The sequence below is a fragment of the Streptomyces xanthophaeus genome (genome assembly GCF_000725805.1).
Classification (GTDB): Bacteria; Actinomycetota; Actinomycetes; order Streptomycetales; family Streptomycetaceae; genus Streptomyces; species Streptomyces xanthophaeus.
Genome location: NZ_JOFT01000011.1, coordinates 167533 through 180709, shown reverse-complemented (window position 1 = coordinate 180709; position 13177 = coordinate 167533). Strand labels below are relative to the sequence as shown.

At 71.9% G+C, this 13177-nt stretch carries 14 protein-coding genes; 7 read left to right on the top strand and 7 right to left on the bottom strand.

Features of this window, described 5'->3' with window-relative positions; translation table 11 throughout:
• Positions 1 to 99: 99 nt before the first annotated feature.
• Positions 100 to 1311: an MFS transporter gene (locus tag IO30_RS0104320; protein WP_037892993.1), complete on the top strand. Its 1212-nt coding sequence runs from the start codon at positions 100 to 102 to the stop codon at positions 1309 to 1311.
• Positions 1312 to 1382: 71 nt separating this feature from the next.
• On the opposite strand, the gene IO30_RS0104315 is transcribed toward IO30_RS0104320, so the two are convergent.
• Both IO30_RS0104315 and IO30_RS0104310 read right to left on the bottom strand, forming a co-directional pair.
• Positions 1383 to 2252 carry an AraC family transcriptional regulator gene (locus tag IO30_RS0104315; RefSeq protein ID WP_031139405.1) on the bottom strand — a complete coding sequence of 290 codons (870 nt, stop codon included), beginning with the start codon at positions 2250 to 2252 and terminating at the stop codon, positions 1383 to 1385.
• 101 nt (positions 2253 to 2353) lie between these two features.
• Positions 2354 to 3469 carry an EstA family serine hydrolase gene (locus tag IO30_RS0104310; RefSeq protein ID WP_031139403.1) on the bottom strand — a complete coding sequence of 372 codons (1116 nt, stop codon included), beginning with the start codon at positions 3467 to 3469 and terminating at the stop codon, positions 2354 to 2356.
• A gap of 162 nt (positions 3470 to 3631) precedes the next feature.
• Here IO30_RS0104310 and IO30_RS0104305 point away from each other — a divergent pair, with 162 nt between their 5' ends.
• Both IO30_RS0104305 and IO30_RS0104300 read left to right on the top strand, forming a co-directional pair.
• The gene (locus IO30_RS0104305; protein ID WP_031139401.1) at positions 3632 to 4522 is read left to right on the top strand and encodes an AraC family transcriptional regulator; all 891 of its coding nucleotides are present in this window, start codon (positions 3632 to 3634) and stop codon (positions 4520 to 4522) included.
• A gap of 126 nt (positions 4523 to 4648) precedes the next feature.
• Complete coding sequence (locus IO30_RS0104300; RefSeq protein ID WP_237403338.1) at positions 4649 to 5218, top strand: hypothetical protein; 570 nt, start codon at positions 4649 to 4651, stop codon at positions 5216 to 5218.
• Here the strand turns inward: IO30_RS0104300 and IO30_RS0104295 are convergent.
• Together IO30_RS0104295 and IO30_RS0104290 are read right to left on the bottom strand one after the other, a co-directional pair.
• Entirely contained in the window at positions 5185 to 5856 is a 672-nt protein-coding gene (locus IO30_RS0104295; protein ID WP_031139397.1) for a response regulator, read from the bottom strand. The genes IO30_RS0104300 and IO30_RS0104295 overlap by 34 nt on opposite strands.
• A complete protein-coding gene (locus IO30_RS0104290; protein WP_037892991.1) occupies positions 5853 to 7031 on the bottom strand; it encodes a sensor histidine kinase in 1179 nt (392 codons plus the stop codon). The genes IO30_RS0104295 and IO30_RS0104290 overlap by 4 nt, the downstream gene beginning before the upstream one ends.
• Positions 7032 to 7241: 210 nt before the next feature.
• Between IO30_RS0104290 and IO30_RS0104285 the strand changes: the two genes are divergently transcribed.
• The 3 genes from IO30_RS0104285 (at position 7242) to IO30_RS0104275 (ending at position 10254) form a co-directional block, all read left to right on the top strand.
• Positions 7242 to 8162, top strand: coding sequence for an ATP-binding cassette domain-containing protein (locus tag IO30_RS0104285; protein ID WP_031139393.1), 921 nt, complete (start codon positions 7242 to 7244; stop codon positions 8160 to 8162).
• Complete coding sequence (locus IO30_RS0104280; RefSeq protein WP_031139391.1) at positions 8159 to 9001, top strand: ABC transporter permease; 843 nt, start codon at positions 8159 to 8161, stop codon at positions 8999 to 9001. The genes IO30_RS0104285 and IO30_RS0104280 overlap by 4 nt, the downstream gene beginning before the upstream one ends.
• A 302-nt stretch (positions 9002 to 9303) precedes the next feature.
• A complete protein-coding gene (locus IO30_RS0104275; RefSeq protein ID WP_031139389.1) occupies positions 9304 to 10254 on the top strand; it encodes a MerR family transcriptional regulator in 951 nt (316 codons plus the stop codon).
• Positions 10255 to 10269: 15 nt separating this feature from the next.
• On the opposite strand, the gene IO30_RS0104270 is transcribed toward IO30_RS0104275, so the two are convergent.
• Genes IO30_RS0104270 through IO30_RS0104260 form a run of 3 tightly spaced genes read right to left on the bottom strand, consistent with a single transcriptional unit; the run spans position 10270 to position 11852 of the window.
• Positions 10270 to 10782: a membrane protein gene (locus tag IO30_RS0104270; RefSeq protein ID WP_031139387.1), complete on the bottom strand. Its 513-nt coding sequence runs from the start codon at positions 10780 to 10782 to the stop codon at positions 10270 to 10272.
• Between the two features lie 2 nt (positions 10783 to 10784).
• Entirely contained in the window at positions 10785 to 11105 is a 321-nt protein-coding gene (locus IO30_RS0104265; protein ID WP_031139385.1) for a hypothetical protein, read from the bottom strand.
• A gap of 57 nt (positions 11106 to 11162) precedes the next feature.
• On the bottom strand, positions 11163 to 11852 hold the full coding sequence (locus IO30_RS0104260; protein ID WP_031139383.1) for a DJ-1/PfpI family protein: 690 nt from the start codon (positions 11850 to 11852) through the stop codon (positions 11163 to 11165).
• A 210-nt stretch (positions 11853 to 12062) separates the two neighbouring features.
• On the opposite strand from IO30_RS0104260, the gene IO30_RS0104255 reads away from it, so the two are divergent.
• A complete protein-coding gene (locus tag IO30_RS0104255; RefSeq protein ID WP_031139381.1) occupies positions 12063 to 13001 on the top strand; it encodes a GlxA family transcriptional regulator in 939 nt (312 codons plus the stop codon).
• Positions 13002 to 13177 lie beyond the last annotated feature (176 nt).

Sequence of the window (13177 nt, the reverse complement as noted above, 5' to 3'; positions counted from 1 at the left end):
CCCGTAGGGCGTAGCACTTGGTCCACGGCGGCGGGCCGGGTGCCCGCTGCTAGCGTGCCGTCCATGATCAAAGGTGGGCCGGCAGGCCGGATAGGGCGCATGGCGGGGGACAGCGGGCCGGAGCGCGTGCTGATCGCCGCCAGTTTCACCAACCGGGTCGGCAACGGTCTGTTCAACGCGGCGTCGGCGCTCTACTTCACCTTGGTCGTGGGCCTGCCCGCGGTGCAGGTCGGCGCCGCGCTCACCATCGCCGGACTGATCGGCTTGTGCGCAGGGATACCCGGTGGGCATCTCGCCGACCGGCGCGGGGCGCGCACGGTCATGATGCTGGCCCTCGCGGTCCAGTCGATGTCGATGGCAGCCCTCGTCCTCGTCGAGAGCTGGGCCGCGCTCACGGTCATCGCCACGGTCGACCAGATCGCCGCAGCGATGGGCGGGGCCGCCTGGGGCGCTCTGGTGGTCCGGGTCGGGGGTGAGCGCCCGGCCCGGTTCCGGGCGAAGCTGCGCACCTTCGTCAACCTGGGCGTCATTCTCGGAACGGTGGGTGCCGGGCTGGCGCTGGCCGCCGACACCCGTGGCGCCTATGTCACGCTGATCCTCGGCAACGCGGCGAGCTTCGCCCTGTGTGCGGTGCTCCTGCTCCTGCTGCCGCGCTATCCGGTGCTGCCGGCACCGCCGCAGCAGCGTCGCTGGCTCGCTTTCACGGACCGCCCGTACCTGACGTTCACCGCCCTCTACGGGGCCATGGGCCTGCAGTACCCGGTGGTCTCCCTGCTCCTGCCGATCTGGATCTCCGAACACACCGAAGCGCCGCGCTGGACGGTGGCGGCGCTGTTCGCCGTCAATGCCGCCTTCTGCGTACTGATGCAGACCAGGATCGGCTCCCGTATCGAGACCCCGTACGACGGGGGCAGGGCCTTTCGCACTGCGGGTCTGCTCTTCCTCGTCAGCTGCCCGATGATGGCGCTGGCCGCTTACACCCCGGTCTGGGCGGCAGCGGGACTGGTCCTGGCGGCGATCTTCGTCCACAGCCTGGCAGAGGTCTGGGAGTCCTCGGCGGGCTTCGCCCTGGGCTTCGGTCTCGCCCCCGACCATGCCCAGGGCCAGTACCAAGGCCTCCTCGGTCTCGGCTTCAGCGCCGGCCAGGCCCTTGCCCCCGCGATCCTCACCACGGTGGTGCTGGGCCTCGGCACGACGGGCTGGCTGCTGCTGGGGCTGTTCTTCGCGGCGCTGGGCGCTGCCGGCCCCTCCCTTGCCCGCTGGGGCGTGCGGACCCGCCCGCAGCAAGGCGTTGCCGCGGTCACCCGCTGACGCAGCGGGGCCCTGGAGAGGGAGCGGACCGCAGGGCCCGGCCGGGCCCTGCGGTCCGCTGGCTCAGGCCGTCACGCGGGTTCGACGGGCAGCCACAGTTCGCAGGTCGCGGTGCTGAAGTCCGCCGCGCGCTCCAGGACCGCGACGATCGAGGGGCCTGGCCGCAGACGCCAGGGGTTGGAGGGGAACCACTCGGTCGCGGTCGCGGCCCAGGTCGTCTGCAGGGCCTGCGGATGCGGCCCGGCACTGCGGAAGACCGCCCACCGGCCGGCCGGTACCTCGATGGCGTCGAGGTCCTCGGGGGCCGGCGTGTCCCCGGAGACGGCGACCCCGTGCAGGTAGGTCAGTTCGCTGCCCTCCGCCCCGTCGGGGTCGAGGTCGTCGCAGACTTGCAGCAGGCCTCCCGGTTCGGCATCGGCGAGGGCCTTCAGCCGGAGGTGCTCCTGCGGCGGCAGTGCGGTGATGTGCTCCTGGATGTGCGGGTTGACGCCCTGGTGGATGAGCGGGACCCGGGCTGCGTGTCCGACCAGCCGGAACGCGGGGCGGTCGACGAGACGGGTGTCCATGGGGATGCTCCCTTCGACGGTCAGGCGGATCCTGAGCCGTGGTTGTGTGCGCAGGGGGCCTCCGTCGCGGCGCACGTCACGGGGGCCGGCGCCGTGGACCGCGCGGAACGCGCGTCCGAACGCCTCGGTCGAGCCGTATCCGTGCCGGACGGCGATGCCCAGCAGATCGTCCTCGCCGCGGACGACGTCGGCAGCGGCGACCGTCATCCGGCGCCGGCGCACGTACTCCGACAGCGGCATGCTGGCCAGCGACGAGAACATCCGGCGCAGGTGGTATTCGGTCGTGCCGAGCTCCCTGGCCAGTCCGTTGACGTCGAGCTCCTCGGCGAGGTGCTCCTCGACGAGGTCGACGAGCCGGTTGAGTTCCGAGATCACGAGGCCTCCTTTCGCTGTCCACCCTGCCGGAAGAACCCCGGCCGTACCCGACCGCTGCGGTCCGATCCGATCAGGCGCCAGCCGGTCCCGAGGCGGGCGTGTCAGTGCAGTCCGCTGTAGGCGGCCATCACGATCTCCATGCCGCGGTCGTCCTCCTGCTGGTCCCGGTCGCTCATCTGGTTCATGACGTAGGCAACCGTCATCCGCGAGCCCGGATCGCTCACGACCAGCGAGCCGCCCCAGCCGCCCCAGCCGAAGGTGTTGCCGAACCTGCCGAAGCCCGCCGTCCAGGACATCGGTGTCCGCAGGACGCGGTCATCGCCGTGGAACACCTCCTGCCATGCGGGCTCGCAGCCCTGGGGGGACAGCAGGCGTACGCCGCCGGCCGACCCCTGGTTCGCCAGTACCGACTGGACGAGGCCGACGGAGCGTGCGTTGCCGAAGCCGTTCACCGCGGGGATCTGCGCACGGCGCCAGGCCACGGAATTGGCGTCCTTGACCCGGATCGCGGGGCCGGTGTGCTCCCGGCGTGTGCCGTCCGGCCCGGGCGGTGCGCTGGCGGTGTACTCGTCGGTCAGCGCCGGCGGCGGGATGAGTGGTGCGACGCGGTGGTCGTGCTCGGCGGACAGCCCGATGTGGAAGTCCGCGCCCAGCGGCTTCGCCACTTCCCCGGCGAAGAACGCGCCGAGGCTGCGGCCGGTGATGCGGCGGACGATCTCACCGACCAGGAACCCGAAGGTGAGCGCGTGATAGCCGGCGGCCGTTCCCGGCTCCCATTCGGGGGCCTGCGCGGCGAGCCCCCTCGTCACGGCCTCCCAGTCGCAGAGCTCCTCGACCGCCGTCGGCCCGGACAGGTCCGGCAGGCCCGCCGTGTGCGACAGCACGTGCCGTACCAGCACGTTCTCCTTGCCGGCCGCGGCGAACTCGGGCCAATAGGCGGCGACCGGCGCCGACAGGTCGAGCTCGCCCCGGTCCGCCAGGACCAGTGCGCACAGGGCGGTCATGTTCTTGGTCGTCGAGTTCACACCGGTGAGGGTGTCGCGCTCCCAGGTGACGCAGCGGTCCGCGTCGGCGTACCCGCCCCAGATGTCGACCACCGGCTCGCCGCCGACGTAGACGGCCGCCGAGGCGCCCACGTCCTCCTTGGCGAGCGAAGCGGCAAGTGCCTCACGGACGGCGCCGAACCGCGGGTCGCAAAATCCCTTAATGTCAGTCATGGGGGTAATCCTCAGATGACGCCAGGGTCTCCTGCCCGACAGTTCCCGTACCGGATCTGTCGGGCGGGACGCGATCGGATTGCCTCTACTCCGTCATGACGGCCCGAGCGCGCAGGGCGGGCGTTCCTGCGGCGGGGACACGAGACGGAAGGACGGATACCCGTGCTGGAGCGGCTGAATCAGGCGCTGGACCACCTGGAGGGCTGCCTCGACGGGGAGATCGACATGGCCGAGGTGGCCCGGATCGCCGCGGTGTCGGAGTACCACTTCCGGCGGCTGTTCTCCGCGCTCGCCGGGATGCCCCTCCCGGTCTACGTGCGGCGCCGGCGGATGACGCTCGCCGGGGCCGAAGTGCTGGCCGGGGAACTGACCCTGCTCGATGTCGCGGTGCGCTACGGGTACGGCTCGGGCGAGGCGTTCGCCCGGGCGTTCCGGTCGGTGCACGGCATCGGCCCGGGCGAGGCCCGGCGCGCGGGTGCGGTGCTCACGGCCCAGCCGCGCATGTCCTTCCGTGTCGTCGTCGAAGGCAGCGCGGCCATGCGGTACCGGCTCGTGGAGAAACAGCGGTTCCGGATCATCGGCAGGAAGGCCCGGGTCCCGCTCGTGCACAAGGGGCTCAACGCGGCCGCCGCGGCGCACCTGGAGAGTCTGGGGGAGCGGGCGGTCGTACGGATGAAGGAGCTGGCCGAGGGGGAACCGGAGGGGATCCTGTCGGCGGTGGTGCACCTGACCGACAGCCGGGAGGAGGGAGCCGAGGTGGACTACTGGATCGGCGCGGTGACCGGTCCCGAGACGGCCGCCGAGGAGCCCGACGCCCTCGACACCCTCGACGTGCCGCCCGGGACCTGGGCGGTCTTCGACAACCACGGGCCCTACCCGAGCGCCCTCCAGGACCTGTGGCGGGACGTGTTCACACAGTGGTTCCCCTCGAACCCGTACACGACCCGGCCGGGCCCGGAACTCCTGCGGACACAGCCGGTGGAGGTCGGCACGCAGACCGGCTCCCAGCTGTGGATCCCCGTCGAGCGGGACACGGGGAGCGCCGGGGCCTGAACACCGAGGCGCGCGGCGCTCCGGTGCAGCGACGGGCCCGGCGGGAGGGCGCGTTCCGCGACCCGCGCGAGCTGCGGGGGCGAAACGAGGATGCGAAGCAGGAGCTCTGAGGGCTACAACGAGGGGATGACCTTCACGACCGTCTTCCTCTGTTCCAAGTGCGGCACCGCGATCACGCCGGAGCTGGCCGAGCTGGCCGCCATCCCCGATGTCTCCCGCGACGACCGCGACCGGGACAAGGAGACGCGCCGGGCACCTTCCACCGTTCCGCAGGGCCGCTACGCGATCGATCCCGAGCCCTGGGGAGCCCCCTACGTGGTGCAGGACGATCAGGAGGACCCGAAGCCGGCTCAGTCGCGCGGCCTCATGGTCTGCGGGGAAGACGGCTTCGTCATCTCGGCGGGCAGTCGACGGACGGTGCTGGTGCACCCCGAGGACGCCGCCGGCCTGCGGCCACTGCCCGGCTGGAAGAACAGCAGTGGGTGCTGCGGACCGACCGGCGACAAGGGGCTCAACCGGGCCTGCCCCTGCGGTGCCCCGGTCGCGACCCTCGCAGCGGACTGCTTCGGGCCCCACGAACTGCACCTGGACCCCGTCCGGACCTACGCGTTCTCGCAGGAGGACCGTCCGTCCGTCGCGTCCACGGGGACCAGGGACAGCCGTCAGCGAGGCGGCGTGACGAGCCCCATCTCATAGGCGGTGATCACGAGCTGGACCCGGTCCCGGGCGCCCAGTTTGGCGAGCAGCCGTGACACGTGCGACTTGGCGGTGGCCACCGTGATGAAGAGGTCCTGCGCGATCTCGGTGTTCGACCGGCCGCGTCCGACCAGGGTCAGCACCTCCCGTTCCCGTTCGGTGATGCCCTCGACCGGCCGCGGCGGGCGCGTCGAGCGCTCCGGGACGGCTTCGGGGCGCCCGACGAAGTCGGCGATCAGACGGCGCGTCACACCCGGCGCGATCAGCGCGTCCCCGGCGGCGACCACGCGGACCGCCGCGAGGATGTCGTCCAGCGCCATGTCCTTGACCATGAAGCCGCTCGCGCCGGCCCGGAGGGCGCCGTAGACGTAGTCGTCCTCGTCGAAGGTGGTCAGGACGAGGACGCGGGTCGTCGCCGGACCGGACATGATCAGGCGGGTCGCCTCGATCCCGTCCATGCCGGGCATCCGGATGTCCATCACCACGACGTCGGGACTGACGTCCCTGACCAGCTGGACCGCCTCGGCGCCGGTGCCGGCCTCACCGACGACCTCCAGGTCGGGGTGATCGGCCATGAGAACGCGCAGACCGGACCGCACCAGCGGCTGGTCATCGGCGAGCACCACGCGAACGGTCATCGGGCCTCCACCCGAACTCCGGCGCGTGCGGGCAGCGGCAGTCTGGCCGCCACCCGGAAGCCGCCCTCGGCCCGTGGCCCGGCGCTGAGGTGACCGCCCAGCAGGGCGACCCGTTCCCGCATCCCGATGATGCCGAAACCGCGGGCCGAGCCGTGCCCGGCAGTGGCACCGCGCCCGTCGTCGACGACCTCCACGGACAGTTCCTCGTTCCCGTAGTCGATGGCCACCCGGCAATGCCCGGTGCCCGCGTGACGGACCACGTTGGTCAGTGCCTCCTGCACGATCCGGTAGGCGGACAGGTCGACGTCGGCCGTCAGGGCACGCTGCTCCCCGCTGCGGCGCACGTCGACGCGTATCCCCGCTTCCGCGGTCGCCGCCGCCAGCCGTTCGACGTCCGCCAGCCCCGGCGAGGGTGCGAGCGGTGACGGCTCCGATACGGTCGCGCCCAGGTCGGCCTGACGGAGCGACACCAGCGTGCGCCGAAGGCCCGACAGGGTCTCCCTGCTGGTCGCCTCGATGGTGCGCAAAGCCTCGCGGGCCTCCGCGGGCTGGGTCCGGATGACCCGGCTGCCCACACCGGCCTGGATGGCGATGATGCCGATGCTGTGCGCGACCATGTCGTGCAGCTCCCGCGCGATCCGCAGCCGTTCGGCGGTCACCGCCTCGGCCACCTCCCGCGAACGCAGCGCCGCCGCGTGCTCGCGGCGCTCGCGGCTCAGCAGACCGACCGTGCAGGATGCGGCCGTCGCCAAGAGGGCGATCACGACGTTGACGGCCAGGTTGTCCCCGTGCGCGAAGACGCCGATGACCAGGAGTTGCACGGCGAGGGACACGGCCACGGCGACGATCGAGGCCCGCCGTGCGCAGGTGGCGACGATGAAGCCCAGGACGAGGTCCACCGCCAGGAACGACAGGAACTGGCCCTGATACCCCACCGACAGGTCCGCATGGACGGAACTCGGCGTGCCCACCACCACGGCGGTGGACCCGAAGAGCGCCACGGCCAGAGCCGGCAGCGGCGTCCGTCGCACCACGCCGACGAGCAGGCTCACGGCCAGCAGCGACCCGACACCGTGGACCGTGCCCGATGCCCGCGGCGCACCCCCCACCAGCAGACCCGTCATGAGCAGGTAGGCGGCAGCCCCCGCCCAGGCCACGGCCTTCGTTCTCGTCATCGGCGGCGTACCCCGCACTCGGGAACAGGGCCGCGGTGCGGGGCGCGCACGGGCAACGGGGTGATCGTCATGAGGTCCACTGCGTGAGACTAACCGGCCGCGGCCCGCGCGGCATCAGCCCCCGGACGTACGCCCACGGGCTGACCCGGCCGCGCGGTTGCCGCCCACGGCCCCATGTCCGGACGGCGGCCTCCCGGCAGTGTGGGTGCCGTGATCGAAGTCAACGAACTCACCAAGCGCTACGGCAGCAAGACGGCCGTCGACCATCTGTCCTTCACCGTGCGGCCAGGCCGGGTCACCGGATTCCTCGGCCCCAACGGAGCCGGCAAGTCCACCACCCTGCGGATGATCCTCGGCCTGGACGCACCCACCACCGGCTCCGCCACCGTCAGCGGCGTCCCCTTCCACCACCACCCGCGCGGACTGCGGCACGTCGGCGCCCTCCTCGACGCCGGACAGGTCCACGGCGGCCGCAGCGCCGCCGCCCACCTGTCCGCCCTGGCCCGAAGCAACGGCATCCCGCGGCGCCGGGTGGACGAGGTGCTCCAGGAGGTGGGGCTGGCCGACGCGGCGGGCCGTCGCGTCGGCGGGTTCTCCCTCGGGATGAAGCAGCGGCTGGGGATTGCGACCGCCCTGCTCGGCGACCCGCCCGTGCTCATGTTCGACGAGCCGATCAACGGCATGGACCCGGAGGGCGTGCTCTGGGTGCGCAGGCTCTTCCGGCGCCTGGCCGCCGAGGGGCGTACGGTCTTCCTCTCCAGCCACCTCATGTCGGAGATGGAGAACACCGCCGACCAGCTGGTCGTCATCGGCCGGGGCCGCCTCATCGCGGCCGAGTCCGTACGGGACTTCGCGGCCCGCGGCACCCGTAGCAGCGTCGTGGTGGGGACACCCCAGGCCGCCGAACTGGCAGCCGTGCTGACCGCGGCGGGCGCCACGGTCGAGCCGGAAGGCTCGGCGGGCGCCGAGAAGCTCGCCGTGACCGGGCTCCCGGCGGACCGGATCGGAGCGCTCGCCTTCGAGAACCGCATCCGGGTGGACGAGCTGACCACCCGCACCGCCTCGCTGGAGGCGGCCTTCATGGAACTCACCGCCGACAGCGTCGAATACCAGGCAGGACAGCCCCGATGACGACTCTCACCACCCCCGTTCCCCCGGCCGCCGCCGCCACCCCCGTCACCCTCGCCGGGCCACCCGCCCGCTTCAGCGACCTACTCGCCTCCGAGTGGATCAAGATGCGGTCCCTGCGCTCCACGCCATGGACGATCGCCCTCACCGTCCTGTTCGTCATCGGGTCCGCCGCCGTGGCCACCCTCGCGGACAACGCCGCCCGCTCCGGCCCCGCTGACTTCCTGCCCTACGACGCCTATCCGCCGGCCGGCTACTGGACGCTGATGCTCGTCGCCAGCAGCATGGGCGCCCTCACCGTGGTGAGCGAGTACAGCAGCGGCCTCATCCGCACCACCACCGTGGCCGTCCCGGCCCGCGGCGCGGTGGTGCTGGCGAAGGCGGCCGTCACCGCCACACTGTGGACCGCGGTCGGCACGGTCGTCTCCACCGGTTCCTTCCTGGTCTCCCAGGCCGTCCTCAGCGGTCGGCACGCCGCGGTCCCGCTCACCCACCCCGGGGTGCTCCGGGCGCTGGTGGCATCCGCGCTGCTGGCCCCCGTCTGCGCCCTGATCGGTCTGGGCCTCGGCGTCCTGCTCCGGCACAGCGCCGCGACCATGGTCACCAGCGTCCTGACCCTGCTGATGCTGCCGCCCATGTTCTCGGAGAGCGACCGCTGGTCGGCGGACATCAACCACGCGATGGTGTCGGCCGCCTGGAAGCGCCTGGTCCAGAACTGGGAGCCGGATCCCGCATCCCTGGGCCACACCGCCACGGTCCCCGGCTCCTGGACCGTGTACGCGCTCTGGCCGCTGATCGCGGTCGCACTCGCCGCGCTCGTCGTGAGGCGCCGCGACGTGTGAGCCTCGACGTGCTGCCGCAGGCCCTGACGGCACGGGGTTCCGCTCGCCCAGGGGAAGCCAACGGCCCATGCCCGTCTCGGCCGCGGTGACGCTGAGCAAGTGCTCCATGCGCGTGCCGCAGCCCGCGCAGTCAGGCCAGTTCGGTCGGTGCCGGCGGGGAAGACGAGGTCGGGCACATCCCGTGCGTACAGCTGGACCACCGTAACCATGGCGACCCGGTCGGGCCCGACGGGCACGTCGAGCGGCTTGTAGTGGTCCGTGACGGTTGAGTCTCCTGTGGGGGGAGACCTCAAGCTGGGGGCATGGACAGCGACAGCCTCTATTCCATCGGAGAACTATCCCGCCGAACCGGTCTGACGGTGAAGACCATCCGGTTCTACTCCGACCAGGGCATCGTCCCGCCGACCGACCGGAGCCCGGCGGGCTACCGGCTCTACGGCCCCGACGCACTCTCGCGCCTGGACCTGGCCCGCACGCTGCGCGACCTCGGGCTCGACCTGGCGACCGTGCGCAAGGTGCTGGACCGGGAGGCATCCATACCGGAAGTCGCGGAAGCACATGCCAATGCCCTGGACGTGCAGATCCACACCCTCCGCCTGCGCCGGGCAGTACTACGCGCCGTCGCCAGGCGCGACCCCACCCCCATGGAGATGGACCTCATGCACCGACTCGCCACCCTCACCCAGACCGAACGACGCCGACTGATAGCCGACTTCATCGACGACACCTTCAGGGACCTGGGCACCAACCCCGAGTTCGTGACCCTGATGAGGTCCGCCGTGCCCGAGCTCCCGGAGGACCCCACGCCCGATCAGGTCGGGGCCTGGGTGGAACTCGCCGAACTCTGCCAGAACGCGGACTTCCCTGCGGTGGTGCGACGCATCGCCGAGGAACAGGCGGAAGAGCCCTCCCCGCAGGACACCGGCAGTCTCCACGACGGTCTCAACCAGTCGATGCGAGAACGCATCGACGAAGCCGTGTCCGTCGGCATCCTTCCGCCCTCCGTCTCCACCGCACCCCTTGCCGATGTGCTCGGCGACCTCTACGGCCACGCGTTCGAGCGTGCCGGCGACGGCGATCTGCGCCGCTGGCTCCTCGCCCGCCTGCAGATGACCGCCGACCCGCACGCCGCGCGCTACTGGCAGCTCTTGGCGACGGTCAATGGATGGCCCGCATCCCCGACTCTCGCCCCCGTCCACACCTGGTTCACCACCGCCTTCCACGGTGCTCCTCCCGTGGCAGTGACGTCTTGAGCAGCGGAGGGCCGGTCATGCTCCTGTGGTGGAGCCGGGGCGGACGATCATCAGCACGGTGACGGTGGCCCACAGCAGGTTGAACACGCCGGTGAGCATGGCGAGGCGGGCAGCGGTGGTGCGGGAGGCTGGACCGGGACCGGGACCGGGACCGGAGCCTGGTCCAGGACGGAGACCGGGACCAGGGGCCTGCGCGGCAGCCAGGGCCTCGTCCTGGGCGGGCAGGATCAGCAGGCCCAGGACGGCGGCCGCCGCGGCGGTCAGGACGACCGAGGTGATCAGCCACCCGCTGCCGAGGACGCCGAGGCTGCCGGCCGTGGCGAACCCGAAGACGGGAACCGCGATGCCGATGCCGGCGTAGACGCGGCAGATGCGGTGCAGGGTGCGCAGGGTAGCGAGCGCCCCGGGGTCATCCGGGGCGCCGTCCGCGTGACGCAGCGCTTTGGGGAACATGCTCGCGGCGACCGTGACCGGCCCCACGGCCAGTACCGCCGCCAGGACGTGCAGGGAGAGGAGGAGTTTCGTCATGTTCAGTGCTCCGCCGCCGCCGGGACGGCGCGGCGCCGGCCGGTGACCTTCGAGGCCGGGAGGCGTCCCGCCTTGGACTTGCCGGTCAGGGTGTCGCCGTCGACCGTGACCGCGAAGGCCAGGTTCAGGCGCAGCGGCTTGGTGACCACCTGCCTCCAGGTGAGCCGGTCACCGTCGAGGGTGATGTCGCTGAGCGGGACGTCCTCTCCCGCCCCGCGGGCCGACCCGACAAGGGCACCGGCTTCCCCGGAGAGTTCGACCACGGCTTCGACTGTGCCGATGGGGGTGGAGACGGACAGGTCCCAGATGCCTTCTACGGCCATGGCGCTGTTGTTCCTCACGTATGTGCGGGCGGTTGAACAGTGCGGTGCGGTGCGTGGTCAGAGGCCGGCCGGTACGGGCCCTTCGTGGCGCCAGACCGTGCCGCGGCGCTCATGGGCGAACAGCTCCTCGACGGCGTGGGCGATCCGGGGGCCCACCTCGCGCTCCAGCAGGTACAGGCCCAGGTCGAGACCCGAAGTGACTCCGGCCCCGGTGACGAGGTCGCCGTCGTCGACGACCCGGGCGCTCACCGCATGGACCCCGGTGGCTTCGAGCATGTCCAGGCCCAGGTGGTGGGTGGTGGCGTAGCGGCCCTCCAACAGGCCGGCCATGGCCAGGACGAGCGAGCCGCCGCACACCGCGGCGAGCGTCACCTCGGGGTTGTCCCGCGCCTCCTTCAGCAGTGCGGGCAGTCCGGTCATCAGGGCGCGGCCCAGCAGCACCGGGATGAACTCGTCCTGCCGCCACTCCCCGGCCCCCGCTTCGTGCTCGGGTACCTCGCCGGGCTCTCCCACACGGCCCGAGGCGCCGGGGACCAGGACCAGGCCCGCGCGTACGGGGTCCAGGGCGGCCGTGGCGCGCAGCACCAGGCCGCCGGTGCCGCTGACCACGTCACGCGGCCCTTCGGCGGAGACCAGTTCCACACTCACCGCGCCCCCGGAGGCGGTGCCGCCGGCGTACAGGACTTCGTAGGGGGCGATGACGTCGAGCGGGTCGAAGCCGTCGAACAGGATGATCTGAGCGTGCACGGAGAAGTCCTTCGCGGGCGGTCGGCATCCGGCCCATGCCGGAATCGCTCCTGACGCTAACCGCCTGCCGGACCGTCTCCCAGTGGCATGAGTGACACCTTCCAACGGGATACCGCCAGAGCCATCGACAAGGCTCTGAACTGGCCGATGACCGAAATCCAGGCCCCCGAGACCGCGGCACGGGCGGCTGAGGGCAGGTACCTTCTGGCCATGCACACCATCGCCATCCTCGCCCTGGAGCAGGTGATCCCCTTCGATCTGTCCACCCCGATCGAGGTCTTCTCCCGCACCCGCCTCCCGGACGGGCGCCCCGGCTACCAGGTCCGCGTCTGCGCCGAGCAGCCGGAGGTCGATGCCGGTCTCTTCACCGTGCGCGTGCCCTGGGGGCTGGAGGGGCTCGGGGCCGCGGACACGATCATCGTTCCCGGCACCGCCGACCCCACGACCCCGCTCACGCCCGCCGTCCGCGACGCGCTGCGCGCAGCGGCCGCGAACGGTACGCGCATCGCCTCCATCTGCTCGGGCACCTTCCCCCTGGCCGCCACCGGGCTCCTCGACGGCCTGCGCGCCACCACCCACTGGATCGTGGCCGAGCTCCTGGCCGCCACCCACCCGGACATCGAGGTGGACCCGGACGTCCTGTACGTCGACAACGGCCAGATCCTCACCTCCGCGGGCGCCTCCGCGGGCTTGGACCTGTGCCTGCACATGATCCGCCGCGACTACGGCTCAGCCGTCGCCGCCGACGCCGCGCGGCTGTCCGTGATGCCGTTGGAGCGCGAGGGCGGGCAGGCCCAGTTCATCGTCCACGATCACGCGCCGGCCCCTCAGGGATCGGTGCTCGAACCGCTGCTGGACTGGTTGCAGGACAATCTGGGCTCCGCCCTCTCCCTCGCCGACATCGCCGCCCAGGCCGGAACCAGCACCCGGACCCTGATACGCCGCTTCCGCGAACAGACCGGTACCACGCCGCTCCAGTGGCTCCACCGCGCACGCATCCGCCAGGCCCAGCACCTCCTGGAGACCACGCAGCATTCCGTCGAACGCATCGGCGACCAGGTCGGATTCGGTTCTCCCACCGCTTTCCGCGACCGGTTCAAGAAGACCACCGGCGTCAGCCCACACGCCTACCGCCGCGCCTTCAGCTGATCATCCGAACCAGAACGGGAGCCGAGCCCTACCGGTGTGGCGCCGGCCATGCCGGTGACGAGTCCGTCCTCGACCAGGAGTGCCACTTCGGGTGAGTCCGCGGCCGGTACGGGTCGTCAGGGCCTGCCGCCGACCGATGCACCCGTCACACATGAGGTGAACGCAAAGTCGCAGGC

Excerpts from the sequence above, each read along its gene's own strand:
- IO30_RS0104320 (WP_037892993.1), top strand. The coding sequence starts at position 100 with ATGGCGGGGGACAGCGGGCCGGAGCGCGTGCTGATCGCCGCCAGTTTC.
- IO30_RS0104310 (WP_031139403.1), bottom strand. The coding sequence starts at position 3,469 with ATGACTGACATTAAGGGATTTTGCGACCCGCGGTTCGGCGCCGTCCGT.
- IO30_RS0104300 (WP_237403338.1), top strand. The coding sequence starts at position 4,649 with ATGACCTTCACGACCGTCTTCCTCTGTTCCAAGTGCGGCACCGCGATC.
- IO30_RS0104295 (WP_031139397.1), bottom strand. The coding sequence starts at position 5,856 with ATGACCGTTCGCGTGGTGCTCGCCGATGACCAGCCGCTGGTGCGGTCC.
- IO30_RS0104290 (WP_037892991.1), bottom strand. The coding sequence starts at position 7,031 with ATGACGAGAACGAAGGCCGTGGCCTGGGCGGGGGCTGCCGCCTACCTG.
- IO30_RS0104280 (WP_031139391.1), top strand. The coding sequence starts at position 8,159 with ATGACGACTCTCACCACCCCCGTTCCCCCGGCCGCCGCCGCCACCCCC.
- IO30_RS0104275 (WP_031139389.1), top strand. The coding sequence starts at position 9,304 with ATGGACAGCGACAGCCTCTATTCCATCGGAGAACTATCCCGCCGAACC.
- IO30_RS0104270 (WP_031139387.1), bottom strand. The coding sequence starts at position 10,782 with ATGACGAAACTCCTCCTCTCCCTGCACGTCCTGGCGGCGGTACTGGCC.
- IO30_RS0104265 (WP_031139385.1), bottom strand. The coding sequence starts at position 11,105 with ATGGCCGTAGAAGGCATCTGGGACCTGTCCGTCTCCACCCCCATCGGC.
- IO30_RS0104255 (WP_031139381.1), top strand. The coding sequence starts at position 12,063 with ATGCACACCATCGCCATCCTCGCCCTGGAGCAGGTGATCCCCTTCGAT.